The sequence below is a fragment of the Zestosphaera sp. genome (assembly GCA_038843015.1).
Lineage (GTDB): Archaea > Thermoproteota > Thermoprotei_A > Sulfolobales > NBVN01 > Zestomicrobium.
Genome location: JAWBSH010000002.1, coordinates 44711 through 70468 on the forward strand (window position 1 = coordinate 44711; position 25758 = coordinate 70468).

Below are 25758 nucleotides of genomic sequence, written 5' to 3' on the forward strand. Positions count from 1 at the left end.
ATTAATTATAATGATTTGAACCATGAGTGTGTCTTAGCTTATCTCCCAAGCTCGCTTAGTATTTGCTGATATCGCTGGGACGCTGCTTGCGTCCACGCAAGCTTATAGAGGTCTAGCATTTGTGGTTCACTCCCTACGATGCTGGTTACCCTTATAGCGTCTTCCTGCGTAAATGTTGACGCTTGCCCTGTTTTGGGGTCGATGTAGGTGAGTGGGGCGCTAAGAATGCTCACATAATAATCGAACTGACTCTGAGAGAGTTGCCCGCTTAGATATTTGCTGACTAACGTTTTCCAGACCTGCTTCAAATCACTATTGAGGTTTACTAATACAGCCTCGAAGTAGTGTATCACTGCTTTCTCATAGGATAGGGCTAAGTTATCATCGAATGGGATGCCAACAGTTCTGTTTATTTCTAGGAACGCTTGATAGAGGTCTTGTCTTTTCATTCCCTCAGGAGTTTCGAAAGCTCTTGGATTTACTGGGAGTCTGTTTATGTCAGGCTTAAACCAAACCTTCCACTGACCCTCAGTAAGGACCCATGCTATGAAGGCCTGAGCAGCTTCAGGGTTACGGGAGGTTTTTAGGAGAGCTATAGGGTCTCCGTTGACTATTGTTTCGCCAGTAGGAATTAAATACTTGCAGTCAGGGTTTTGTGATTGAGCTATATACCCGTAAAAGTCTATAGTAATCCCCACATCTATGTCTCCCGCGATAACACCGTCTCTCACGTCTGCTGACCCCTGATATACTTTAGCATTAGCAGCCATGGTAGTTAGTACTTTCCAGCCGTTTGTCCATCCGTAAGCCTGTAAGATTATTTCATACATTCTAGTGTTGCTGGTTGATTGAGTTGGGTTAGCTATTCCTACTGCTTCTTTACCTAAAAGAATGAGCTTACGAGCGTAATCTACGCTACCTAAGTCACTCCACTTAGTCGGTTGAGGCAAACCATAAGAATTGAGAGTAGCTAAGTTCACGGTAAATCCAAAAGAAGACATTGCCGCAGCAACCCAATATATCTTGTTATCCGGACCTAACCTCTTCATCGGAGCGCCGGCTATGTAGTCCGGTATTTGATTCACTGCATCTAAAACTTCTCCTGAAGTTAAGGGAGCCAGTAATCCAGCTTGATACAGAGTATCAAAGAGCGTGGGACCGCCTCCCCAGCCAACATCGTAATTCTTCTGCTGAATAATGGGGACCCACCACCCGGCCTCCAAGTACACGAATTTAACGTCTTTGATGTTATACCTCCTCGCAATCTCAGAATTCAAGAACTCACTTCTAGCGACTTCCTGAATATCACCTGAATGTCTGGTGACTACGTACAGCACTACACCCTCCGTAGTTGGTGTCGTAGTTGGTGTAGTAGTTGGCGTTGTAGTCGGTGTTGTAGTCGGTGTAGTTGTCGGTGTCGTGGTTGGTGTGGTTGTCGGTGTTGTAGTTGTTGGTGGTGCTCGTGTGGTCATGAAAAACAACACAGTAGCGGCAACAGCACTTAAAATCACGACACTAATAACTAAGACACTCAATTTTGAGAGTGCTTTACAGTACTTCATACTCATCTCCAGTAAGATTATAGTTCGTATAAATAAAAACTTCTAATTCATTCAGAGTATACACGCGTTTAGCAGTTTTCGTGATTCTATTTATTAACCTCTCCGTAGTAGTTCTAATTGAGGTGCCTCTATGCGTAAGTTAGCTACTATAGCCCTACTCTTATTGCTTCTCGCCCCCATTACCGGCTTGGTGACTCCGCAACTCAAGGCAGCTAAGGTCGGGATAGGCATACTAATAGACTTATCACATGGCCAGACAGTCGGTGGGGTTATTGAAATGATGAAGATGATTCCCGAGGCTAATTGGGTCGTTCTACTATCTAGTGAAGCAGATCTGGAGACACTCCCCGATTATATCAAGAATAATGCTGAGATTAGGTACGGAGGTTTTACCTCAACTACTTTGAAAGATGTTGAGATGGTCATAATCGGGCAGGCGTTGAGGCTAGTGACGCCTGAGGAAATAAGTGCTCTAGTCTCATGGTTTAATAGTACACCTAGAGCTATATGGCTAGCTGGCGATAGTGACTACCCCGCACAAGGCAACGAAATAGCGCAGCAAGTGGTTAATATGATTGCGGAAGCGTTGGGGTCCCACCTAAGAATAGACTATGTTGCTGTGGATGACACGATCTCAAATGCTAAAGCGACTTACAGGGTTGTGGGGATTGTAGACCCTGACCCTGAAGTTGCTGAGTTAGGTTACGGTGTTCAGGTAGCGTTATTCCACGGCCCAGGACCTCTTGCAGCAGTCTTAGATAATGGTACTTGGGTTAATCCCATAAACGTTAAAATACCTAACGTCTACATAGTGGCTAGAACTACGGAAGGCGGTAAAATAAGTGAGTATCAGCCCTCAGCGCCTGGTGCTCCAGGAATGATTCACCAGCTATACTCGCCTGGCGACACTGGAGTATTTCCTCTCTTAGCTGTAGAGATTTTACCTAACGAGAATAGAGTAATAGTGAGTGGTGAGTCGCCCTACGGTGGCTACCAGTCAGGGTTGACCTACGTGTATTATGGTGTCGTAATGCAGGGTATGAGATTATTTAGGAACATAGTGTTATGGGCTACTAGATACTACGGTGAGTTACTAGCTTATAAAGAATTGCTTGAAGGTAAGAGCGTCTTAATGAATGTAGTCAGCGAGACTCAGAAACTAAGTTCTGACTTAAATCAGTTAGCCTCAAGCGTCAACAGCTTAAGTAATTCAGTGTCTTCATTACAGAATACCGTTACAAACATTCAAGGCTCGGTAGGGAATTTAAATAACCGTGTCACAACTCTTGAAGGTTCTGTTAATACATTAGAGTCACGTGTTTCAAGTCTTGAGGGTGCTGCGACAAACATTACTACATCACTAGCTTTAGGCGGTGTAGCTTTAGTCTTATCGATAGTTTCGTTAGTCCTGGCTTTTGCGAAAAAGAAGTAAGTTGTGAGCATAGAATCTACTCTTTTTTATCATCAACTCTCAAATAATTTATGCGGGTGTTCTAAGATAGTTGACATAGTAGTTAACTATTTATCTTCTTCAACTTAGACATACTAGGGTCTTTAATGAGTGGTGAAGCACTAATTGAATTAATTAAGGCAGGTATTGAAGCCTACAATAAGCAGAGAGCTCCGGAAGCCTTCGCAGAACTTCTTGAAGTTAAGGGAGATATCATAGTTGTTAAATTTTCAGGCAGTTTTTGCATGTGGTGCGGCATATATGACTGGATTGAGGACCTCGTCTATGTTTTTAGGGAAGTAGGGTTAGAAACAGAGTTGGTAAGGTATGTTGAGCCAGAAGACCCAACGGAGCCCTTGAGACTCGGATACTTCAGAATTATTTCGAAGGTTTAAAACTTTAGAAGTCTCATTAGTTTTGGGCGGAGCCGGCTGGCGGCCACGGGAGTTGCACTCCTGAGGAAGCACCGCCCTCCACGCGGTGCGAGGACCCCGTAAGGGGTGCGGGGAGACCCGCGGCAACAGCACAGAAACGACACGGCCGCTCCCGAATGTCAATGAGGCGGCGAGGACGCTTCGGCAACGAAGCGTCAGTAACCCGCTGAGTATGGGAGCGGATGCGTTGAAACGGCTGCCCCCTCGGGAGCAAGGCCAAGTAGCGCCGATGAGGACCGCGTGAGGCGCGGGTAGGCCGTTGAGCTTAATGCCGCCGTAGTACTGAAGGCGGGCTATAGCCGGCACCGCCCCAGCAAAACGAAGACCTCGTGCAAGCATGTGAAGTTTTTATTTATTCTCGTGTTAGTCTCTTAATATGTGGTGATGTACGTGCTTAGGGTTCCTTTCTATTCTTCTAGAGGTGTAGTAGCTAGTGAAACTACTTTAGCCTCTGCCGTAGGGGTTAAGATTCTTGAAGTTGGAGGTAACGCCGTAGACGCTTCCGTAGCTACATCTTTAATGCTCTCAGTTAATATACCTCATTTAGGTGGCTTGGGGGGCGATTTCTTCGCTCTAGTTAAAGACTCTCAAGGGAGAATCACGTTTATCAATGGCTCGGGCTACGCCCCCTCAATGATGAGCATAGAGCTTATCAAGTCAATGGGTCTTAAGGAAATCCCCTTAGAAGGGCCTCTCTCAATCGTAGTTCCGGGAATAGTTGACGGACTCAGACTCATGTGGGAGAAGCTAGGATCTCTTGAGTGGAGAAAGATTGTAGACCTAGTGATAAGCTCATTAAAGAACGGCTTTCCAGTCTCGCCAGGTTTTGCCACAGCTCTCAACAACTTCAGAGACCTGCTACTCAGAGATGAAGGCTCTAGAAAGACTTACTACAGTAGCGCCCACTATTACTTGCCAGGACAACTCATTAGGTTTGACGGCATGATTAAAGCGTTAGAACTCATCAGAGAAGATCCTAGACAGTTCTACGAAGGCGATATAGCCGTCAAGATCTCACAATATGTGAGGTCCGTGGGTGGAGTGTTAAGCTACGAGGACATGAGAAACTACAGAGCAGAAATCGGAGAACCGATTAAGTTATCCTTAGATGATATCACAGTATACGAAATGCCCCCCAATACTCAAGGCATTACAACCCTCCAACTGCTAAAGCTCCTTGAAGAAGAACATGTTGACAAGCCGAACTCTATTAACAGATTAAAAACATACATACACCTGTTTAAGACAGTATACAAGATTAGAGACTCTCACGTGGGAGACCCACGTTACATGCACGTTAAAACGAACGAGCTACTAAACATAGACTTCCTACGTAGTAGCGCCGCAGGCCAGCATAGAGTATATGGCGGCGACACTACTTATTTCGCAGTCGTAGATAGTGAGGGCGCCATAGTATCAGGGATCCAGTCACTTTTTTATCCTTTTGGCTCTAAAATAACAGAACCTACGTACGGTATAACCTTAAACTCTAGAGCTTCTTCTTTTAACCTGATTCCGAATCACCCGAATTCACTAGCTCCGCTAAAGAAACCCTTACACACACTCTCGGCGATGATAATAGTAGCTAGAGATAGAGAGATGGCTTTAGGACTCTCAGGAGGTCACTTCAGACCGCAATTACATGCAGAAATATTCCAGAATATCTTCAAGTATAAGATGAACCCGCAGGAAGCTATAGAACACCCCAGATTTGTGTGGTATCCTGGAACTAACATCATAGAACTTGAAGAAGGTTTTGAAGAGGGGGTTATTGAGGAGTATACGTTGCGGAAAGTCAAGTATCCTGCAAGACTCGGTGTGGCGGCAATCGCGGAGACCAAAGACAACGTGAAGGCGGGTTACGTTGACGTAAGAGGTGATGGCTTGGCTCTAGGGCTACTTTAGCTGAAAACATTCTCTAACAAAGTAAGAACATTCTCATACGCTATCTTCCTAATGTCTGATTCGTTGAGGCCTCTGTCTCTCAACGCGTCTAGAAGTACCTGCACCTTATCGACAGACTCAAGTCCTTCAGGTCCTGGAAGACCTAAAAGTCCGTGAAAGTCAGTGCCTATAGCTAGTATGCTCGAGCCGAATCTCTCGTAAACGTACACGAAGTGATTGACTAAGTCATTAACGTTAGATTTCTTCTTAGAAGATATGAAAGAACTCACAAAAGACAACCCAATCACTCCCTTATTTGACGAGAGGAGTTCTAAAACCTCATCATCTACGTTTCTCTTATGGTCGTGTAGTGACTTTATGTTAGCATGACTTATTATAACAGGCTTCTTAGAAGCTTGAAGCACATCTACTGCAGTCTTTTTACTTGCGTGAGCTAAGTCTATTATCATGCCTAGCTTGTTAGCATACTTAACTAGTTCTTCTCCCTCAGGAGTCAACCCATAGTCTTTACTTGAGAAGCAGGATGAAGCCCACTTATTATTGTAATTCCACGTTATCCCTAAAGATCTCACACCGAGCTTCTTAAGAAGAACTAGGTCGTACGGGTCGTCGATAGCGTCAGCCCCCTCTACATGAATAATGAAGCCTAACTTATAGTCACTCGACCTGATAATCTCGTCAGCTTCTCTAAAAGACTCAACTACTCTTATGTTGTAAGCTTCAGAAAGTGAGTAATAGATCTTAAGGTGCTCAAAGACTTGTATTTGAGGGTACCTCATAATGACTTTAGGTAGCCACTTATCTCTCCCCCTCTGCTCAAGTAGTTTTATGTCGAAAGTGTGAGTGCCTGGAAAAATAGACGAGAATACTAACCTCACGTTGCCGCGAACATACTTAGGCATGTCCGCGTTTCTGCCCATCACATCATCGCTAAAGTCTGCTAAAGGCTGTCCTCCGCCAAATAACAAGAAGTAAAGTGAAACATCTTCATGTAAATCTATGACGGGGTACGCCAAAGTTTAACACCACGTCTCACTTACATGAGACAATAAAAATTTGTTGAGTAAGATGCTCGTATTTAACGTTTCTTCAGATTCTGTGAAATATTTTATATAAGAAAGGCCCCCTTAATTTGAGGTGGGTAGGTGAGTTCGTGAATGAGAGTTGGCGAGTCAATAGCGGATGTGGTAGGTGAAACTCCCGTAGTGAAGCTTAAGAAAGTAATACCGGAGGATGTGAAGGCTGAGATTTGGGTTAAGCTAGAATTCATGAATCCTTCAGGTAGTGTTAAGGATAGGATGGCTCTCTACATGATTAAAAAAGCTGAGAGAGAAGGCAGGCTAAGTAAGGGCAAAGCTATAGTAGTAGCGACCACAGGCAATACTGGGATAGCTTTTGCTGCTTTAGGTGCTGCGTTAGGCTATAAAGTAGTTATAGTGATTCCGGAAGAAATGAGTAGAGAAAGATTCTCATTGATTGAGCATTACGGTGCAGAGATTGTTAAGGTGCCTGGTGGCGAGTCAGACGCTTTTAAAGCTCTAGAGTACGGTAGAGAACTCGAAAGAAAGTATCCTGACAAGTACGTCTTCTTAGACCAGTGGGATGATGAAGCAAACGTCGAAGCACACTATGAAACTACAGGAAAAGAGATAATTAAGCAATTGGGTACTGTAGACGCTTTCGTAGCTCACGTAGGTACTGGAGGAACTCTAGTAGGTGTTGCTAAGAAGCTTAAGGAAGTCAATCCCAGAACCCTCGTTGTTGGTGCAGAACCTGCCGAATGTCCCGTAGCATACCACTGGTTCTACACTGGCGTAGAAGGACCCTGGGGTAGACATGAGATAGAAGGCGTGGGAGACGGGTTCGTGCCGAATATAGTTAAGAAGTATAAGCACCTAATAGATCACTTTGAAGTAGTTAGTTCGGGAGAAGCTATAGAAATGTCTAGAAAATTAGCTAGGCTTGAGGGACTTGCGGTAGGAATATCTTCAGGTGCTAACGTAGCAGCAGCTATTAAGATAGCTAGAAGGTTTGGTATTGGTGAAGGAAAGAAAATAGTTACTCTTCTTCCAGACTATGCAGCAAGATATTTCAGTACTAGACTTTTCCAAGAAAACAATAAAAAAGGTCTTTAAAGTTGTTTCTAGGCTGAATTACTGATTACTAAAGACTACTAGAGTAACTCTTAGAGAATTCATAACCTCTATCGAAAGCTCTTAAATTTAATTCAACCCATCTTGACGGAACTCTGTTTCTTACGGCAGTTCTCAAGTCTTCCGTAGTAAAGGGAAGCTCATTCTCAGCGATCCCGGCAAACACACCTAGTATAACGACGTTCATTAGTCTTGGGGACCCCACTTCCTCAGCTATCTTAGTAAAGTCGTGGTATATTATCCTGGCCTTTAACTTCTTGAAAGACTCAATTATTTCTTCTATGTTGGGGTACTTGGCTATACCCACATTAACATCGATGGAACTCACTTTCCTAGTATTCAGGACTGCTAAGCCCCCTTCTTTTAAGTACTGAACACCCCGTCTTAATCCTTCAAGAGGTTCTAGCGCTAGTAACGCGTCTGCTTCATCCTCAAGCATCAATGGCCCGTAGACTTCTCTCCCAATTCTCACGTGAGAGTGTACTGACCCGCCTCTCTGAGCCGCGCCGAAAGTCTCTCCTAGCCTGACTCTTAAGCCTCTAGAGAGAGCTGCATCACCTATGATTCTTGAGAGGAGTAGATTACCCTGCCCCCCAACACCAGCTATCATTATATGATAGTACTTCACTGAGTCACACCTCCTTAACACCCACTACTTTCTCAGTTGATGGTTTTATCGCTTTTACTGGACACACCTGAGCACAGAGAGAGCATGAAACGCAGAGAGTAGAGTCTATAAAAGCTTTCCTAGAACTCTCGTCCCACCCAATAGCTGGACACCCTAACTGCACACAGAGCCTGCAACCCACACACTTACTCACGTCAACTAGGTAATGTGTTATTACCTTACCTTCTCTAGTGAGTCTCCTAACCACTTGTAACGCACACTCTCGCCTGAAGACAACTAAAGTAGTTTTACTCTCATTTATGGTCTTGTCCATAGCTTTCAATAAAGCTTCTTCAGCGCTTTTTATGTCGTATGGGTCGACAACCCACACATCATCTACTCCTAAAGCTCTAGCAACGTCTTCTATTCTGTAAGTCTTGCTTGGCGAACCCGTGGCAGTGAAACCTGTTGTGGGGGCTGGTTGATGACCTGTCATAGCTGTCCAGGAATTATCTAGCACCAGGAAGGTTATCGCGGCCTTATTATATGTTGCGTTAAGTAGTGCGGGCATACACGCATGGAAGAATGTGGAGTCACCAGCTACTGCTACTATAGGGCCCTCGCGGTAGCCGGCATGATACTGACCCTGTGCTAAACCTATACCACCACCCATTATGTAGTTAGTGTCGAGAATTTCGTACGGATTATCAAAGCTTACTCTCTTAGTAGTTTTTTCTCTCCAGGGCTCTATCTCACGCGCGAAGAGTCCATAACCGCCCATCTCGTAGCAACCTATATCACCGTTGACTATCCAGGCACCCTTAAACCTATCCCTATACTTGTTAACTGTCTTATGGAGAGCGAATCTGAGCACCCAGTAAGTCCCTAAGTGCGGGCAACCAGCACATAGCATTGAGGACCTTGGAGCTATGATCTTCTTTATCTCTGCTTTAATATTTCTCCTCTCGTTGCTTGGCTCATAATATTTAGAGCCTGTCAACTCAGAAACAGCTTTCAAGACTTGAGAGAGTCCTAACTCGCCAAAGCTTCTTATAGTGCCTGACTCTCTACCTAGAATCTTGATCTCAGGACAGCAATCCTTGCTCAAAGCCTTAATCTCTTCTTCGACTAGAGGGTCACCTTCCTCGACGACTAAGACTTCTCTTAAGTTGCTCAAAAACTTAGATAATTTTCTGATAGGGAGAGGGTATGGAGTCCCTATCTTAAACACCCATGGTTTAACACTACCGTCTAGTCTTGCTAAAACATCTTTAACATAAGAATATCCAATACCTGAAGCAACTATACCAACGTCTGTGTCTCCTTCCTCAACCCAATTAAAAGGCACTTCCTCAACAAATTCTTTAATGATTTCTAACTTTTCTAGTTGCCATGCATGCTTAGCTGAAGGACCTACCTCACCCTTGTACTTATAGGGACCATAAACGTTATATCTGAAGGGCAACCCGTAATGCCTATTGAAGAAGACTTTATTTCTTTCCTTCTTGATTTCACCGAACAATACGTCACCGGTTGAGTGACTAATCCTAGTCACAGACCTAACAAACACGGGTAATTCAAATCTTTCTGAGTAATCAAAACCTAACTTCACCATCTCTTTAGACTCTCCTTGATCAGCAGGCTCTAAAATCAAGACGCCCACACTCTTAGCTAAAGGTCTCGTGTCTTGTTCTGTAGAGCTGTAGAATGCTCCAGGATCGTCGGCAGCGTACACTACGAGACCTCCGGGAAGCCCTCCATAAACTACCGTAGCAAACATATCCATGTACCAGTTAACCCCGGCGTTTTTAGCAGTCACTAGAGCACGAGCACCAACAACGGCGGCACCTACAGCAACATCAAAAGCTACTTTCTCGTTAACAGACCACTCCACGTAAATCCCGTAATCTTTAGCTATCTCAGACAAAGTCTCAATAACTTCTGAAGACGGCGTGCCGGGATAGCCAGTAGCTACTTGAACACCCCCTTCTAAAGCGCCTCTAGCTACTGCTTCATTACCTTGAAGAAGGAACCTAACTCCGGGTTTGTCTAGTCCAACAATATGCACTACTACAACACCACAAGTAAGTAACGCATTACCGTCAATTTTAAACATGGATTAATCTATTTTAGTAAACTGTTATTTAAACTACGCAATGAGACTACCAGAACTTAAATAATGTAGTAGACTTAATAAATAGGTTTAATTTCATAAGACTTGATGAATTTTTAAGAACCTGGTGTAGTCTACTAAAGCCTTCACTACCTTAACTGCTCGCTCAGGTGTCTTGAAAGTAGGTATTCTAGATTCATGCATCTTCCTTCTCTCTACTACCTCAACAGAACCCCCACCTATGTATACTGGAACTATAGTCTTCCCCGAATTAAACCATCTCTTAACGACTTCGCTTGCGTTAGGTATTGGATCGCCGAATATAGTTAAGACTATGTCTATGTTGGGGTCTTTTGCCAGGACTCTTAAGACTTTATCGTATCTTGACGCGTCAGCATCTCCGGTAAGGTCTAGCGGATTACCTACTATGCAGTGGGATGGCAGTTCACTACGTAAGCTCTCCTTAGATGAATCGTCTAAGTTAGCTAGTCTTAAACCAAGCATCTCTGCATAATCTACAGACACTATTCCAGAACCTCCTGAAGAAGTGACTATCTGAACACGGTCACCGTACGTTCTGGGCAGTAAAGCTAGACCCTTAGCCATATCATAGAGTTCCTCTATAGTATCAGCAACTGCTATCCCGGCTTTCCTGAAAGCTGAATAGTAGATAGCGTAAGAGCCGGCTAACGAGCCTGTATGTGAGGCTACTGCCCTAACCCCTGAAGGAGTCCTGCCTGATTTAAGAACCACTACAGGCTTTACGAGGCTAGTCTCAGTAGCTACTTTCAAGAATCTCCTGCCATCTTTAACGCTTTCTATGTACATAGCAATAGACTTGGTGTCAGCGTCTTCTCTTAAATACTCTAGTAAGTCAGTCTCGTCAACATCTATCTTATTCCCTAATGCCGCCATCTTACTCACGCCTATGCCCTCCTCCTCAGCCCACAACTCGAAAGCTGCTGCTATAGTGCCGCTCTGTGATATTATGGATAGAGGTCCCTTAGTCTTTATTAGAGGCCATGAAGCACACAACCCTACGTGAGGATTATTTACTCCCTGACAGTTAGGTCCTAAAACTCTTACGCCACTCTCACGAGCTCTAAATTTAAGTTCTTCTTCTAGTCTAAGCCCTTCCTGAGTGCCAGTTTCTCTGAAACCGCCTGAAATGATCACGGCGGCTTTAACTCCCTTAATGCTTAGTTCGTTAATAACATTAGGCACCAACCTAGCTGGAACAACTACGACTGCCAGATCTATGCTTTCAGGAACTTCTAAAACTGACTTATAACATTTTAAACCAAGGATCTCGTCAGCTGAAGGGTTAATCGGATATATTCCTCCCTTGTACCCACCCTCAATAATGTTTCTGAGTATGATGTGTCCCGTCTTTAATGGGTCTCTAGAAGCTCCTATAACAGCTACTGATTTGGGCTCAAAAAACAATCTTATATCTGAACTCATGCCCGAACCTCTCACTACTTAAGTTCTAGCACTTTTTATAGATTCCTCTAATATCTCGACAGCTACGTCTATGTGTTCTTCCTTAATAACGAGTGGTGGTTGTAGCCTTAGAGATGATATGCCCGCACCCAGTAATATTAGGCCTCTCCTGAAAGCTTCTTCTATGACTTTCTCCCTAAATTTCTTGTTAGGTTCTTTCGTCTCTTTACTTTTAACAAACTCAACACCAACCATTAATCCCTTACCCCTCACGTCACCTACCTCCTCATATTTCTCTTTAAGTTCGCTCAATCTCTTCATTAAATACTCGCCCTGCTTAGCCGCGTTTTCTGGGAGCTTCTCTTCTAAAATCACGTCTAAGACTGCTATCGCTGCAGCGACTACTATCGGGTTACCGCCTAGTGTGTTCTCGTGCGCGTCCGGCTCCCACTCAAGTAATTCAGCCCTAGCAACACAGGGGCCGAAAGGCAACCCGTTCGCCGCGGCCTTAGACATAGTCATTACGTCAGGTATCACGCCTTCATAGTGCTGTACTGCCCATAACTTGCCTGTCCTTCCAAACCCTGTCTGTACCTCATCTATTATCAAGTAGAACCCATATTTTCTGCTCATTTTGTACAGCTCTCTCAAGAATCTCTCAGGAGCTGGTACAACTCCTCCAGCACCAAGTATTGGCTCAATTATCGCTCCAGCAACCTCGTCAGGAGGGACTACATGCTGGAACAAGAAGTCCTCAATGTAAGACAAGACTGCCTCCACACACTCGTCTCCTTCAAGACCTTTGAAGGGACACCTATACGTGTTAGGGAAAGGTATGTGAACAGCTCCAGCCATGAACGGGAAGAACCTTCTCCTAGCACTTAATTTTGTTGTGGTGAATGACAGCGAACCCATAGTTCTCCCGTGAAAGCCTGGTACGAAACCTAGTATGTATGGCTTGCCAGGAGAATGCCACTTAACAGCTTTCAGAGCACACTCTACAGACTCTGTTCCTGAATTACCGAAGAAGACCCTCTTTTTAAAATCTCCCGGTATTAGCGGGAGTAACTTCTCAGCATAAACCACCTGAAGATGGCTGTAGAAGTCGCAAGAGTTTGTATGGTCGAGTAAATCAATGACTTCTTTCAATGCCTTAACAACTCTCGGATGTCTATGACCCACATTCGTAACAGCAATCCCTGAACCAAAATCTAGAAAAACGTTGCCGTCAACATCTTTAATCCAGACATAACCAGTCTCTGCAGGAACTAGGGGGGCCGTCCTAGTTAAGGAAGTTGAGAGTAGTGCTTCATCACGCTTAATCCATTCAAGAGCTTTAGGACCGGGAGGCGGGACAACTATTGAGGGCCTCTTATAATCCCACAAAATTTAGTCACCGACTTCTCTTACGGTAAAGGTATTAAAACCCAGAATTTACGTAAACACAATAAAAATCTGTTGTTTACTCATATGTAGACAAAACATCACTCTTAAGTAGTTAATTACTTCTAATGAAATATTAAGTCAGCTTTTTAAACTACTTAAACCTAACGAGTCTCCTCTTATCAAATTTAGGATGGTTTATATAGTCGAGTGCATTCCCTTTAGCGTCCATGATGCGCATGTGATTAATTAGTTTTCTGGAAGAACCGCCTGCTATGCCATCCCCCACTAAAGCGTAACCTTGTGCTGTCTCTTTAACTTTATTGGCGCCTGGGAGATTTCCCACAGGCAATACCTTTACCAAACCTAAAACACTGGAGTTTCTGATGTTCTTGATCAACATATTTCTGATTAAGTCGATCCTGGAAAGCCTTCCCGAGTAAAGTACTTCTTTAGGTATTCCGACACTGTAGGTTAAGGCATGAATAGCTTTCAGGACTCCATCAAGCATAGAATTTAGTGAATCATCGCATTCAGGTCTAGAAGCAAAACACTGAACTAACTCTTCAGGAGTTCTACAACCTGACGCGTAAGAAACTCCCCCAGTAAACACGTCAGTCTTTAACCAATTCTTAACTAGTTGAACGACTTCTAGGTCTGCACAGCCCATTGACAGAAATCCGGGGCCGGGCATCGTAGTCCCGCCAAACGCGTCTTTAATAAGACCTTCACTAACCCCTATAACTGCGTTGTAGCCGAAACCCAGCTCAGATAAAATAAAGGAGACCTCACTATATGGTATCTCAAGTCTCTTGGATTGTAGATATGTTGCGAGGACAGTTACTGCCAACTTATCTGCGGTTCCTAAATCAACCTTATTTAATTTCTTAAAGTTCTGAACTGTGGGAAGATTTATGATGCCTGGTATAAAAACTACTGGGAGTCGACGCTTCTTGAACTCTATCATCGTCTTAGCCATAGCGTAATAAACGTAGGAGCCTACATCACCTCTAGCAACACCATACTCGATTTCTTCCTTACTAGTTAGGAGTATGTAGGTGTAATACCACTCTTCAAAGATGTCGTCAGATATTTCATCAAGGTAGGTCACCTCAACCCCGTAGCCTGACGGACCTACTATGAGGTCGTGCGGAGATAGCTTCTCAACAGCTTTTATGAGTAGTTCAGGCCTAAGCGCTACCTCACTAGATTCAAGAATTACCTCATCTCTTACTACACCGTTCTCAAGCAAGCATAAATCCATGGTCTTAGTTCCTGGGTCTATTCCTACGACTCTGACCAAGAGCACACCAAACTATATCTTATAAAGACGCTCATAAAAATAATACTCCCGGCAACAGTATAGATTAAGAGCTAGTTAAGGTGATAGTGTGACAAAACTTGGTAACTCGGGAAAATTACTGATTGGAGTGATACACCTGCCCAGACTGCCTAGCACCAACTACGCTAGCGAAGTTAAAGTTGAAGACATACTAGAGAGAGCTACTAGAGAGTCTAAACTACTTGAAGAATTAGGGTTTAGTGGCGTTATAGTCGAGAATTTTGGTGATTCCCCCTTCCTAAAAAGAGTTAAAGATCCTTTAACGCTAGCAACGTTCACAGTCATAACTAGAGAAGTCGTTAAGTCTGTCAGCATTGATGTAGGAGTTAATCTCCTAAGGAATTCAGGTCTTGAAGCCTACTCAGTAGCGCTGGCAACAGGAGCTAAGTTCATCAGAGTAAATTCATTAACAGAGACTTTATTGACAGACTCAGGAATTATAGAACCTGAAGCACCTAGACTCAGAAATGTTAGATTTAATCATCCGGGAATTAAAGTATATGCTGACATTCTCTGTAAGCACGGAGCTAGCCTAAGCTACTTAGCTTACAGAGAACACAACTTAATAAGAAGCAGTAGAGAAGCAATAAAAGAATTAGTTGCGGACGCTGTAGAGAGAGGGGGAGCTGACGCGCTGATAGTGACTGGAGCTAGAACTGGAGAAGAACCCAGCGTGGAATTCTTGAGTAAAGTAAAGAGTATCTCGCCAGTACCAGTCATAGTAGGTAGTGGCGCGAGACCCGAGAATCTTGAGCTACTACTGAAAGTATCTGATGGGGTTATAGTGGGTTCATTCATCAAGATTGATGGAAAGGCAGGCAATCCTGTAGACGCTGAGAGAGCTAGACGATTTATCAATAAATTTAATGAGGTAACACGAACACTAAGATAGGCAGGCATGAGGCTATATTCTGTTTAATAAAATATGATCGCTCAAGAGCGTAGCTACTTTTCAACTTAACTCTAGTCTCCCCTCCTTAATCAATTTAGAAAGAGCTTCCTCAATACTCTCTCCAATCCTCAAGACATACTTAAGATATGTTCCTGTCCTGCCAACCTGGTCTCGCCTACTCAGTAATCTAACTCTCTCGTTTACTACATTAATAGAAACACCTAAGAGAGAAGCAACATAACCCTCATAGCTGATGACAGGTGCTTCACGATGTCCTCTCTCCGTCGGCACTATCAAAACTAGGTTTTTATTAACACCAGGCTTCCTAACATTCTTTCTCAGGTCTTCGAGCGTCACAATACCGCCAAACTTATAAAACTCCCATTCAGTAGGACTTGATTCTTTGAGGGGGAACGAAATTACTTCTCTACCCTCAACATCTAATTCTATGTAGGCTTTAGGGGTTGACGCGGGAGTAGCCTTAACTATATACTGCTTATGTATAGAATAATTGAGTTTTTCTAGGCAAAAAGTGATTTTGTAGGGCTGAGTTAAATACGTTATCACTATATCTACGTCGCTAGTTGGTGTCACGTCTCCTCTTGCTAGGGAGCCGTGAGCGACTGCACTTATCCCGCAACTACTCAGGTCTTCTATTATGTGAAGAGCTCTTGACCTTAACTTAGCTAGTAGATCCCATCTTTTCTCATCATAAATGACTTCTCTGAATTCTGGTATTCTCTGAATCTTGTGACGCGGTACTGGACTCAAGACGCATCACTCCTTAGTGAGGAGAGCGTAGAAAAAGCCTGTCGTACCATGTTTATGGGGCCACGCCCTCATAGTGCCTGTAATAAAGCCTTCCTCGTACGGACCCTTAATAGGCACTACCTTAACTCTCTTTTTCTTAATGACGCGCGATATCACGTCCTCATTCTCTTCCTTGAGGAGAGAACACGTAGAGTATAAGAGATACCCACCCGGTTTAAGAATTTTCAATCCTGCTAGTAAGAGCTCATACTGAAGCTGTGCTAATTTAGGGACCTCGTCTTCCACGAGCCTCCACCTCAGGTCATGATTCTTCATTAAGGTTCCGTCGGAACTACATGGAGGGTCTACGAGAACCCTATCAGCCACGTCTTTACCGATTATGTTAGGAGCTTCCCTCCCGTCTCTTTCATATATCTTGACTATAGTGATGCCTGTTTTCTCAAGTAATCTCTGCATTCTCTTAATGCGTATAGGGTCTACATCGAACGCATAGATAACTCCTTCATTCTTCATTAACTCGCCCAAGAACTCTGTCTTACCTCCTGGAGCAGCAGTTAAATCAACTACTACATGACCAGGTTTAGGATCTAACAGCATTGCTGCTAAGGCTGCTGACTCGTCCTGAATGACTATCTTACCCTCCCTCACGAGGCTCGACCTGTCGAAGTTATAGGGCCCCCTAAATTTTACTACCGTAGGTACTACCTGAGATACCTCTAAGTCTTTAATTCCCTCCTCTTTAAGCTCTTTGAGAACCTCATCTACGGTAGTTTTCAACGTATTTACCCTCACTGATATCTTTGGTGTTTTTAGAAAGCTTTCAAAGAGTTTAGATGCTTCATCCTCGCCAATCAATTCACGTATCTTTTTAACATACCAAGCTGGTAGTAAGTGCTTTAAGGTGAGCTCCTCCTCAGGCGTTCTAGGCTTATACTCGTAATTCTTTAATTTATCTATTAAATCCCAAAACCACATACCAGTGAATGGGTGGCTACTTCTTGAGAGGTACTGAGATACCTTGTTTTTAATTTTATCAAAATCTTCAAACTTGACTCTCTCTTTGCTAAAAATCATTAAGCCTATGAAAACTCTGAGAGCTGCTCTGAGATTACTGTCTAGTAGTAGGGGGTTTATCACGCCTGAAAATTCCTTAATTAAATTATCTATGAGACCAAGTCTTAACATTATGTTATAGAATATGGCGGTGAGGGGAGGGTCGCGCCTAGTTCCGAGAATGCCAAACTTTTTGAAAGCGTTTCTCTTGGCTTGCTGGGAAGGCTTAATACTCTCAGCTAACTTCACAGCATCAATCAGAGCCGCTACATCCACCCACTGAAGACTGTAAGGTTCTTTCATCATATCATCTCGTTACCCAATACATCATATTCAACTCAGAAACTTTAGATTTTTATCTCGTATCCGCAACTTGATTACTAGCTTAACCAGAATCTTGAAACTATGTAAGTATAGTGTTTGAGTAAGTTTTATAAGCTTCTCTCCTTTTTTAAACAGGAGGTCGGAGATTAACAGGCTCTCTATTAAGTGTGACCTCCTCAGCAAACTCGACCTAACGAAGAGAGGATAGATATGGTTGAAGAAAAGAAAAGAGGAGTGCCTGAGAGCAGAAAAACTGTGGGGTATGAGGACCCGAGTAAGTACTTAACGCAAGACCCGTTAGTCGAGATAAGAGAGTATTCTGACCACGTGAGAATAATAGCTGAGGTCTCAGACCAAGACCCTCAGACTATAGTTGTTCGTCCTATAGACGCCTTTAAAATAGAATTGTCTTTCAAGTATAGAGGACGTAATATCAAGAAGTTAGTACTGCTTGCAAGTCCTGTTAACCCAGATAAGTATGAGGTAAGAATAAAGAACGGTGTTGCTAGAATAAGCTTGTGCAAGAGCAGTGGCGGAGCCTGCAGTACATGAGTTGGTGCTTAAGGAAATTATGTCCTGAAATTAAGTTTATATTGGGGTGAGTAGACTTTGAGCATAAAGAATAGTTTGAGATATCTAGATAGAGTGTTAATATTCATGATGGTTCTTGCTCTCGTGTTATTCTTTTCGTTCCTTATATTACCTCTAGTAGAGATGGTTTCGCTCCCATTAGTCTTCACTTTAGAGAGGCTGGTTAGTGGCGTTAAGACTGGGTATTCACTCATCGAATTATTTAGTGACCCCAGACTCTTCAGGACGTACTCAACTACAGAACCCGTGATAGTAGCTCAGATAGGCGCTACTACTCTAGTTAATTTGATAGGATGGAATTTCGGGGTTATTCCGAACACGTTGATAATAGCTTCTTTCGTTACATTAATAACTACCTTGCTAGGCTTAGTTGTGGCTTTCATTATGGCACGTTATGATTTCAGAGGTAAGTTAATTATGCGTGTCATAGCTTACATGCCGCTCTTAATGACCCCCTTCGTCAACGCTTACATCATAAAAAAGCTCTTCTCATTTGACGGGTTATTCTCTTACATTATAAACACGGTTTTAGGGATGCCATTAAGGATTAATGTTGACGGGATGTTCGGTGTTATATTAACTCAGTCTATGGCTTTCTGGCCAATAGTTTACTTAAACATATACTCGAGTATGATGTTGATAGACCCTAGTCTAGAGGAGCAAGCTGAGAACTTAGGCGCTAGAGGCTTCAAACTCTTCAGGAGTGTTACGTTGCCTCTCTCGCTACCTGGTCTTGCCGCAGGCGCTGCTGTAGTTTTTATTTTTTCTATGGAGGATTTAGGAGGTCCGATAGCTTACGGATTTTATGATGTGCTTTCTTACGGTATTTACAGTAATATTAAGGCAGCTCAGAACATAGGTGAGGTGGGTGCGTATGTTGGTGCATTATCTATAGTTTTGCTAGCCCTAGCACTGTCTATATTCTTCGGAATTAAGAGATACGTGTCTCTGAAGCAGTATGCTATGTTGAGTAGAGGCGGTAGGTGGGTGCCCAGGACTAGGAAGCCTGGATTAGTGGGTAGTCTAATAATATACTTGGTAGTATTGCCTATAATGATATTCACGGCCATGCCACAAATAGGTGTTTTTATAACAGCTTTTAGTGTGAGGTGGTCTAGAGCGTATCCAGAAGGCTTTACGTTAGACCATTTCGCGAACATACTTGTTAATCCAGAGGTTTTTACGGGGCTAACTAATAGTCTCAAGTACGCGGTGATGGCTACAGCACTAATAACAGTGTTAAGCCTCTCATCAGCGTACGTGGTTGCTAGAAGCAGACTCCGCACTTTGAATGAAATCATAGATATGGTCAGTACCTCCCCTCTAGCTATACCAGGTCTAGCAATAGCTTCTGGATACATAATCATGTTTACTTCATGGCCCTTCAAAGACACGCCTTTAGACCCTCTTTCAGGTTACGGACCTTGGTTGCTGGTCGTACTAGCGTACACGATTAGAAGGTCTCCTTTCGCTACTAGAGTAATTTATGCTGGTCTTCAGCAGATACACGTAGCTTACGAGGAGGCGGCGATGAATTTAGGTGCTTCTAGGTTGAGGACCTTAGCCACGATAATCATACCGTTACTAGGTCTTAACGTCCTTAGTGGTGCGTTATTAGCTTTCGTGTACTCAGTAGCTGAAACAAGCGTTTCAGTTACTGTGGGCGCTATAGCGGCAGGGCAGAAACCCCTGACTGCAGTCATGCTAGACTTCTTAACTAGTGGACGTTTAGCAGGACTTCAATTAGCTGCCGCTATGGCTGTTCTCATAGTGATAACACAGCTATTAATAATATTTGTAACTAATGTATTTTTGAAGCAAAGATACGCGTTTATAGGTGTATGAGCATGACTAGAGTGAGCTTAAGAAACGTAACTAAGAAGTTCGGTAACGTTTACGCTGCCCGAGACGTAGAATTAAGTATTGATGAAGGTGAACTTTTTACGTTATTAGGTCCTTCAGGATGTGGCAAAACAACAACTTTAAGAATCATTGCTGGTTTCGAGTACCCCGACTCAGGACATGTCTTCTTCGATAGCGATGACGTTACCTATACTAAACCTTATGAGAGAGGCACGGCCATGGTATTCCAGAACTACGCTTTATGGCCGCACATGAGTGTTTTCGATAACGTAGCTTACGGACTGAAGGTGAAGAAGCTGCCTAAAGATGAGATTAGAAGAAGAGTCTTAGAAGTTCTTGAGTTAGTGGGTTTGAGAGGATTAGAGAACAGGTACCCGCTACAACTATCTGGCGGGCAACAACAAAGAGTCGCCTTAGCTAGGGCTCTCGTGGTCGAGCCTAAAGTCCTCCTGCTAGACGAGCCGCTCAGCAATCTTGACGCGAAGCTCAGGGTGAGAATGAGAGAGGAGATAAAGAGGATACAGAGGTCATTAGGTATAACGGCTATCTACGTAACACACGATCAAGAAGAAGCTATGAGTATCTCAGATAGGATTGCCGTCATGAATCAAGGGAGAGTACTTCAGGTAGGCACGCCTCAGGACATTTACTTTAGACCTAAAAATACTTTCGTCGCCACTTTCATAGGTAAATCAACCCTGCTTCAAGGTAGGGTACTCAAGAGAGACGCGGACAATGTATTAGTAGATGTGGGTGGCGAAACCAGGATTGTAGGGAGACTAGCGGGTGATTCAAGCCCTAGAGAAGGGAGCGAAGTCATACTAGTCATTAAGCCTGAAGACTTTCTGGTAGAGCCTCCTAGAGAACCCCATAACGTGATTGAGGGTATCATAGAATTCTCTATGTTCTTAGGCTCTTTCACCCAACTTAGAATGAGTGTCGCTAGCCAAAACCTGAAAGTCTTCGTAGACCCGAAAATAGAAGTCAAGCCTGGTGATAAGTTCACCGTGTACGTTAAAGTCGATGATGTTCTCGTATTTCCTAAGGAAATAGAGGAAGGAGTTCTTGAAACGACATAAGAGCTTATTTATCTTATCAAGGTAATCTATAAGTGGTGGTCGCATTGAAGAAACTCACCGTATTGCTAGCAGGGTTCTTATTCTTAGGTATTCTTGCGCAACTAGTCCTACCAACGCTAAATAACTTAAGCAAGGCATATTTTGATACTGGAGCACCGCCTAACGTCGTCAGAGTGAAAGACCCAACATATTGTCTTCCAACAATACTCACGAAAGACTCAACACTTGATATATTGTTGGAGTACTCAGGCCAATCTATTCAAGTATTTGTTGTTAGGATATACGGTCTAGATAAGGAGTACGAAGTAAACAATTTAACAGTTGTTACGCCCGCACCTAATACCGTGTTAATTAAGGTAAGTCTCCCTTCAGATATTGAGCCAGGACTTTATACCATATTAGTTGAGACTACAGTTGACGGTATAGAGTACCGCGTAATTAGCCCTAGGAGTTTGTGGATAGTTGAAGAATACCCTACTTCTCTCAAAATAATGCATATAAGTGATATACACATAGGTATATCAATGGATAACTGGCGCGCATCTGACAGATACGAAAGATACATAGCAGTCGCTAACTCTCTTGAGCCCGACATCCTAGTGATTACTGGAGACATTGCTGACGTGGGTAGTGATATATACTCTTATAGAGTCTTCATGATGCTTACTAATAAATTCTTACGACCTACTTTCTGTGTCCCAGGTAATCATGACTGGTCGCAGGTGAGTAGCTTAAGTGATTTCTACAGGCTGTACGGAACTTTCGTAGGCCCTCGTTACTGGGTTAGAGATTTAGGCAACTTCGTTCTTGTAGGGCTTGACACAGGTTACGGCGGGATTCTAGACATGGAGCAATTGGTTTGGCTTAACAACACGTTGAGTTCTTATAATGAGTCCGGGAAGAAGATACTTATATTAATGCATCATCCGTTATTCACTGGCTTTGGTATATTGACAGGCAATTCCTCAAATTATCAACCCCTACTAGGGCCCATGTATGCTAGTTGGGAGGGAAACCTAGATATAGCGCTTACATTCCTTAGGATCATAGATAGCTACCCTAATATCATGGGGGTCTTTTCAGGCCACATACACGCTGACTCAACACTCTTATACGCTTACAGAACGTGGTTCCTGACAGTCACTACGGCTAATGGAGGGACCTCACAATACAGGGGTTATAGACTTTATCAGGTTCACGCTAACGGCACTCTAAAGGTAATTAATTACGGTGCATCAACGTATTCTGAGAACGCTTCGTACCCTGCTGATGGACTCAACATCAAGGTAATCACTAACAGTAACTTCACCCTCTACGCTAACGTTATATGGACTAGTTCGCCCCTGCCTTTCATCACAGATAACTTTACTCTCTATTTCTATTTGAACAAGTCTGTTGATATGCCGTCATATAGGCTTTACGCGAGATACAATACTACTGACGTGAGTTACGAGTACTTGACTTACGGCGATTTATGGCTTGTCAGAAGCAACGTTCCCTTAAAGCCGAACATGAAACTCTACTTAATCTTCTCGTCATATCCTGATGAAACTCCCCCCTCTGTACGAATAACTTACTACAGTCCTACCAAGCCTATCTCAGGAAAGAGCGTAGTAACTGTGTATATCGCAGCTACTGACACTGGCTGGGGTCTTGACACGGTCAAATTGCTGTATAGGAAGGCCGGAGACTATGAGTGGAGTGAAGTGGGTGTGCAAGAATCTCAAGGCACCTACATAGCTCAAATACCTCAACTACAGACTAACCAGGTGGTAGTAAAGGCAGTAGCTATTGACTTGGCCGGACACGTGAGTGAGACTCCTGAAGTACTCATAGACTACATTGAAGCAACACCGACAACTACACCAACCACCACAGTGACAACACCAGCAACAACCCCCACTACTAGCCCAACGACCACAACGCCAGCAACACTAACCACAAGCCCTACAGCGAGTCCTACGACACCTGCAACTACGCCTGTAACTACACCAACTACAACACAGACTATTGCTGGCTTAGTATCGGGAGATACGCTCATTATGCTGGTAGTTCTCGGGATTGCTGCCTTAGCTATAATACTAGTAGTGATTAAGTTTGTGAGGAAAGTTTAAACACTGATTATATATTTCTTGCCTGAAGACAGACTTACGTGGTTGGTTTCTTAAGCTGGAGGTATGTTAGGGTAGCTACTCCTATGTTATATAATATGATGTTATATAGCTCGAGAAGAGCTATAGAAGGCCAAGCAATTAAGAGTGAACCACCTAAGCTAACTAGGAAGAGTATTATGAAGAGGACCCCATATTTACTTAATTTTTCAATAATTAGTGAGACTCCTATTAATAATAGACTTGAAGTCATTAAAGCGAAGAACTCGTATGATACGAAGCCGTGAGGCTTGGTGCCTTCTGGAAAAACTCCGATTAGTAATAGGTGAATGATAGCAACTAAGAATACACCTACACTCATGTAGCCTATCTTAGACTTAAAGAAGTTTAAGAGGCTCGGTATGTACGTTAATGCTGTGAGAGCAGCAAGTATTAAGCCTGCGTTGAAGATATAGTTATTTTCAAGGCCTAACCTGCCTAAGTCACTTAACGCATTCTTAAATAAATTAAACCAGGGATTAACTAAGATAGACGTGAGTATAAATACGTAAGCAATAATGAAAGATAGTAAACCACTATATCGAAGATATTTGTCTAGAGATTTACTCAATTCGAAGCCCTTAATCAAAGCTAATTAACTAATATAAATTATATGTAAATAAACATATTTACGTTGCGTTTATTACCTAAAATAACTATGTTAAATAGGCAAATTACGCTGTATAAGAGGTGAGAGTCTGATGTTACTGAGGATACTCAAAGTTGAAGAAGCTGTCGGCAAAACTCTTGCTTACGATGTTTCATTAATAACTGAGTCATTTAAGGGGGCACTCTTAAGACGCGGGCATATCTTAACGCAAGCAGATATTGAGGTGCTTAAAAGAGCAGGACATAACTACGTGTACGTTTACGACAGCTCAGGAACTTCAGTAAATGACTTACACGAGGAAGAGGCAGTAATCAGGCTTGGAGAATATCTAGCAGGTAACAACGTGAATGTCTTTTTGGGTGAGGAAGGTAAAGCACTCCTTAAATCCGCGGTCCGCGGTCTCTTAAAAATTAATAGTTCGTGTTTAGAGAGAATAAACTCTACTGGAGTCTTCGTAGTCGTCACTAAGCGTAAGGGCACGGCTATTGATAAAGACAGTATCGTGGGCATTGTTGATTTAGTGCCTCTCACGGTACCTAAAGACTACGTAGAACATTTACTAACGAATTTAGAGAGTTGTAAGTCAGTTATCGAAGTAAGTCCTTTTCATAAATTAAGGGTAGGTGTAGTAGTTACTGGCACTGAAGTTTTTGAAGGCTTGATAGAAGATAAGGCTTCACCAGTAGTTGAAAGCAAGGTTTTAGAGTATGGCGGGCTCGTAACAGAAGTTATTAAAGTTCCTGACGACTCAGCACTCATTAAAGACGCCATAATTAAGTTACTGAAAGAATGCGATGCCATCATAGTGACAGGAGGGATGAGTGTAGACCCTACAGACTTAACACCGAAGTCTATTGCTGAAGTAGCTGATGAGGTAGTTATGTACGGAATACCTATTAAACCCAACACTATGAGTATGGTAGCGTACGCTCGAGGAAAGCCGATAATAGGTGTTTCTTCCTCTATAATATACTACAAGACCTGGAATATTTTGGACGTGTTACTGCCTTGGGTAATGGCTAGAGAGAAGATAAATAGGGATTACCTAGTTAGTTTAGGTGAGGGTGGTTTGACTGAAGAATTCCTTAAAGGCAGGGGTTGGCGTTGAACTCTATATCTAGACTTAAAGACAAGTATGGGAGATCTGTAGATAGATTTAGAATCAGCGTTACTCAGAGATGCAATCATGCCTGCATATTTTGTCATAGAGAGGGAATTTTCAGGTTTGAGGATGAGGCGCTGAATCCGGAAGATTACGGTTTCTTAGCGAAGATTTCTAAGACTCTCGGCATAAGCAAATATAAATTAACTGGTGGCGAACCACTAATAAGAGATGATATAGCGAGTATTGTTAAAGAGTTAAAGTTTTATTCAAGTGAAGTATCACTATCAACTAACGGCTCACTACTTAAAGATAAAGCACGCTATCTCGCAGAAGCCGGATTAGACAGACTTAATCTGAGTCTTCATTCGTTCAAAGACGAAGTCTTCGCTTATATTGCTAGAGCTCCTTTAAAGCCGGTAATAGAAGGCCTTATTGAAGCCCTTGATGTCGGACTCAAAGTAAAGATCAACTTTGTCGTTATGAAGTCAAACGTAAGTGAGGTTTCAAGACTGCTTGATTTCGCGAGCAAAACAAACACTTCTGTTAATCTGATAGAGCTGATACCTTTAGGTACGCCCCAACATGTGTATATGAAGGAATACGTAAGTCTAGACGAGATAAAAAGCTTAGTAGAACAGAGAGCTACCAAGAAGTACTACAGAGATTTTCAGAATAGACCTACCTATGTGTTAGATAATGGCATAGAAGTAACCTTGATTAGGGGATATGGAAATCCATACCTCTGTAGTGGTTGCACGCGCTTAAGACTTACACCAAACGGGGAAATTAAGGTATGCATTTTTAGAGAAGATATCTTTATTGACGTTAAGGACGCGATAAAAAACAGAGATTCTCTGGCATTAGAGGAAGCACTCAAGAAAGCTACTTTATTAAGAGAGCCGTATTTTAAGTAGGGGTGTATGAGTTG

At 42.9% G+C, this 25758-nt stretch carries 22 protein-coding genes and 1 other RNA gene; 13 read left to right on the top strand and 10 right to left on the bottom strand.

Features of this window, described 5'->3' with window-relative positions:
* Positions 1-38 precede the first annotated feature (38 nt).
* Positions 39-1337 (bottom strand): ABC transporter substrate-binding protein, encoded by a 1299-nt coding sequence (locus tag QXL29_01790; GenBank protein MEM2283322.1) that lies wholly within the window; start codon positions 1335-1337, stop codon positions 39-41.
* On the opposite strand from QXL29_01790, the gene QXL29_01795 reads away from it, so the two are divergent.
* The 5 genes from QXL29_01795 (at position 1321) to QXL29_01815 (ending at position 5351) form a co-directional block, all read left to right on the top strand.
* The gene (locus QXL29_01795) at positions 1321-1608 is read left to right on the top strand and encodes a hypothetical protein (protein ID MEM2283323.1); all 288 of its coding nucleotides are present in this window, start codon (positions 1321-1323) and stop codon (positions 1606-1608) included. The two genes, QXL29_01790 and QXL29_01795, sit on opposite strands and share 17 nt — an antisense overlap.
* An 84-nt stretch (positions 1609-1692) precedes the next feature.
* On the top strand, positions 1693-2994 hold the full coding sequence (locus QXL29_01800) for a hypothetical protein (protein ID MEM2283324.1): 1302 nt from the start codon (positions 1693-1695) through the stop codon (positions 2992-2994).
* A gap of 125 nt (positions 2995-3119) precedes the next feature.
* Positions 3120-3407 carry a hypothetical protein gene (locus tag QXL29_01805; GenBank protein ID MEM2283325.1) on the top strand — a complete coding sequence of 96 codons (288 nt, stop codon included), beginning with the start codon at positions 3120-3122 and terminating at the stop codon, positions 3405-3407.
* A 27-nt stretch (positions 3408-3434) separates the two neighbouring features.
* Positions 3435-3754, top strand: an RNA gene (gene rnpB, locus QXL29_01810) — RNase P RNA component.
* A gap of 82 nt (positions 3755-3836) precedes the next feature.
* Positions 3837-5351 carry a gamma-glutamyltransferase family protein gene (locus QXL29_01815; protein MEM2283326.1) on the top strand — a complete coding sequence of 505 codons (1515 nt, stop codon included), beginning with the start codon at positions 3837-3839 and terminating at the stop codon, positions 5349-5351.
* Here the strand turns inward: QXL29_01815 and QXL29_01820 are convergent.
* The gene (locus QXL29_01820) at positions 5348-6367 is read right to left on the bottom strand and encodes a membrane dipeptidase (GenBank protein MEM2283327.1); all 1020 of its coding nucleotides are present in this window, start codon (positions 6365-6367) and stop codon (positions 5348-5350) included. The genes QXL29_01815 and QXL29_01820 overlap by 4 nt on opposite strands.
* Before the next feature lie 141 nt (positions 6368-6508).
* On the opposite strand from QXL29_01820, the gene QXL29_01825 reads away from it, so the two are divergent.
* Complete coding sequence (locus tag QXL29_01825) at positions 6509-7486, top strand: cysteine synthase family protein (protein MEM2283328.1); 978 nt, start codon at positions 6509-6511, stop codon at positions 7484-7486.
* Between the two features lie 28 nt (positions 7487-7514).
* Here the strand turns inward: QXL29_01825 and QXL29_01830 are convergent, their stop codons facing one another.
* The 5 genes from QXL29_01830 to QXL29_01850 form a co-directional block, all read right to left on the bottom strand.
* Positions 7515-8132: an indolepyruvate oxidoreductase subunit beta gene (locus QXL29_01830; GenBank protein ID MEM2283329.1), complete on the bottom strand. Its 618-nt coding sequence runs from the start codon at positions 8130-8132 to the stop codon at positions 7515-7517.
* 4 nt (positions 8133-8136) lie between these two features.
* Positions 8137-10227 carry a thiamine pyrophosphate-dependent enzyme gene (locus QXL29_01835; GenBank protein MEM2283330.1) on the bottom strand — a complete coding sequence of 697 codons (2091 nt, stop codon included), beginning with the start codon at positions 10225-10227 and terminating at the stop codon, positions 8137-8139.
* Between the two features lie 93 nt (positions 10228-10320).
* The gene (locus tag QXL29_01840; protein ID MEM2283331.1) at positions 10321-11688 is read right to left on the bottom strand and encodes a CoA-binding protein; all 1368 of its coding nucleotides are present in this window, start codon (positions 11686-11688) and stop codon (positions 10321-10323) included.
* 18 nt (positions 11689-11706) lie between these two features.
* A complete protein-coding gene (locus QXL29_01845; GenBank protein MEM2283332.1) occupies positions 11707-13053 on the bottom strand; it encodes an acetyl ornithine aminotransferase family protein in 1347 nt (448 codons plus the stop codon).
* A gap of 151 nt (positions 13054-13204) precedes the next feature.
* Entirely contained in the window at positions 13205-14353 is a 1149-nt protein-coding gene (locus QXL29_01850; GenBank protein ID MEM2283333.1) for a DUF1464 family protein, read from the bottom strand.
* 88 nt (positions 14354-14441) lie between these two features.
* Between QXL29_01850 and QXL29_01855 the strand changes: the two genes are divergently transcribed.
* On the top strand, positions 14442-15284 hold the full coding sequence (locus QXL29_01855) for a BtpA/SgcQ family protein (protein ID MEM2283334.1): 843 nt from the start codon (positions 14442-14444) through the stop codon (positions 15282-15284).
* Between the two features lie 60 nt (positions 15285-15344).
* Here the strand turns inward: QXL29_01855 and QXL29_01860 are convergent, their stop codons facing one another.
* Complete coding sequence (locus QXL29_01860) at positions 15345-16055, bottom strand: nucleotidyltransferase domain-containing protein (protein ID MEM2283335.1); 711 nt, start codon at positions 16053-16055, stop codon at positions 15345-15347.
* A gap of 6 nt (positions 16056-16061) precedes the next feature.
* The gene (locus QXL29_01865; protein MEM2283336.1) at positions 16062-17411 is read right to left on the bottom strand and encodes an RsmB/NOP family class I SAM-dependent RNA methyltransferase; all 1350 of its coding nucleotides are present in this window, start codon (positions 17409-17411) and stop codon (positions 16062-16064) included.
* 231 nt (positions 17412-17642) lie between these two features.
* Here QXL29_01865 and QXL29_01870 point away from each other — a divergent pair, with 231 nt between their 5' ends.
* Genes QXL29_01870 through QXL29_01885 form a run of 4 tightly spaced genes read left to right on the top strand, consistent with a single transcriptional unit; the run spans position 17643 to position 23079 of the window.
* Positions 17643-17984: a hypothetical protein gene (locus QXL29_01870; GenBank protein MEM2283337.1), complete on the top strand. Its 342-nt coding sequence runs from the start codon at positions 17643-17645 to the stop codon at positions 17982-17984.
* A gap of 57 nt (positions 17985-18041) precedes the next feature.
* Positions 18042-19868, top strand: coding sequence for an iron ABC transporter permease (locus QXL29_01875; GenBank protein MEM2283338.1), 1827 nt, complete (start codon positions 18042-18044; stop codon positions 19866-19868).
* A 2-nt stretch (positions 19869-19870) separates the two neighbouring features.
* A complete protein-coding gene (locus QXL29_01880) occupies positions 19871-20965 on the top strand; it encodes an ABC transporter ATP-binding protein (GenBank protein MEM2283339.1) in 1095 nt (364 codons plus the stop codon).
* Positions 20966-21009: 44 nt separating this feature from the next.
* The gene (locus QXL29_01885; GenBank protein MEM2283340.1) at positions 21010-23079 is read left to right on the top strand and encodes a metallophosphoesterase; all 2070 of its coding nucleotides are present in this window, start codon (positions 21010-21012) and stop codon (positions 23077-23079) included.
* Positions 23080-23113: 34 nt separating this feature from the next.
* Here QXL29_01885 and QXL29_01890 read toward each other — a convergent pair whose 3' ends face one another.
* On the bottom strand, positions 23114-23686 hold the full coding sequence (locus QXL29_01890) for a DUF998 domain-containing protein (protein MEM2283341.1): 573 nt from the start codon (positions 23684-23686) through the stop codon (positions 23114-23116).
* Positions 23687-23816: 130 nt separating this feature from the next.
* On the opposite strand from QXL29_01890, the gene QXL29_01895 reads away from it, so the two are divergent.
* Together QXL29_01895 and moaA are read left to right on the top strand one after the other, a co-directional pair.
* The gene (locus tag QXL29_01895) at positions 23817-24833 is read left to right on the top strand and encodes a molybdopterin-binding protein (protein ID MEM2283342.1); all 1017 of its coding nucleotides are present in this window, start codon (positions 23817-23819) and stop codon (positions 24831-24833) included.
* Positions 24830-25744, top strand: a complete 915-nt coding sequence (gene moaA, locus QXL29_01900; GenBank protein ID MEM2283343.1) for a GTP 3',8-cyclase MoaA — start codon at positions 24830-24832, stop codon at positions 25742-25744. The genes QXL29_01895 and moaA overlap by 4 nt, the downstream gene beginning before the upstream one ends.
* Positions 25745-25758: the final 14 nt, after the last annotated feature.

Coding starts and splice junctions, on each gene's coding strand:
- QXL29_01805 (MEM2283325.1), top strand. CDS start 3,120: ATGAGTGGTGAAGCACTAATTGAATTAATTAAGGCAGGTATTGAAGCC.
- QXL29_01800 (MEM2283324.1), top strand. CDS start 1,693: ATGCGTAAGTTAGCTACTATAGCCCTACTCTTATTGCTTCTCGCCCCC.
- QXL29_01835 (MEM2283330.1), bottom strand. CDS start 10,227: ATGTTTAAAATTGACGGTAATGCGTTACTTACTTGTGGTGTTGTAGTA.
- QXL29_01880 (MEM2283339.1), top strand. CDS start 19,871: ATGACTAGAGTGAGCTTAAGAAACGTAACTAAGAAGTTCGGTAACGTT.
- QXL29_01895 (MEM2283342.1), top strand. CDS start 23,817: ATGTTACTGAGGATACTCAAAGTTGAAGAAGCTGTCGGCAAAACTCTT.
- QXL29_01870 (MEM2283337.1), top strand. CDS start 17,643: ATGGTTGAAGAAAAGAAAAGAGGAGTGCCTGAGAGCAGAAAAACTGTG.
- QXL29_01865 (MEM2283336.1), bottom strand. CDS start 17,411: ATGAAAGAACCTTACAGTCTTCAGTGGGTGGATGTAGCGGCTCTGATT.
- QXL29_01840 (MEM2283331.1), bottom strand. CDS start 11,688: ATGAGTTCAGATATAAGATTGTTTTTTGAGCCCAAATCAGTAGCTGTT.
- QXL29_01825 (MEM2283328.1), top strand. CDS start 6,509: ATGAGAGTTGGCGAGTCAATAGCGGATGTGGTAGGTGAAACTCCCGTA.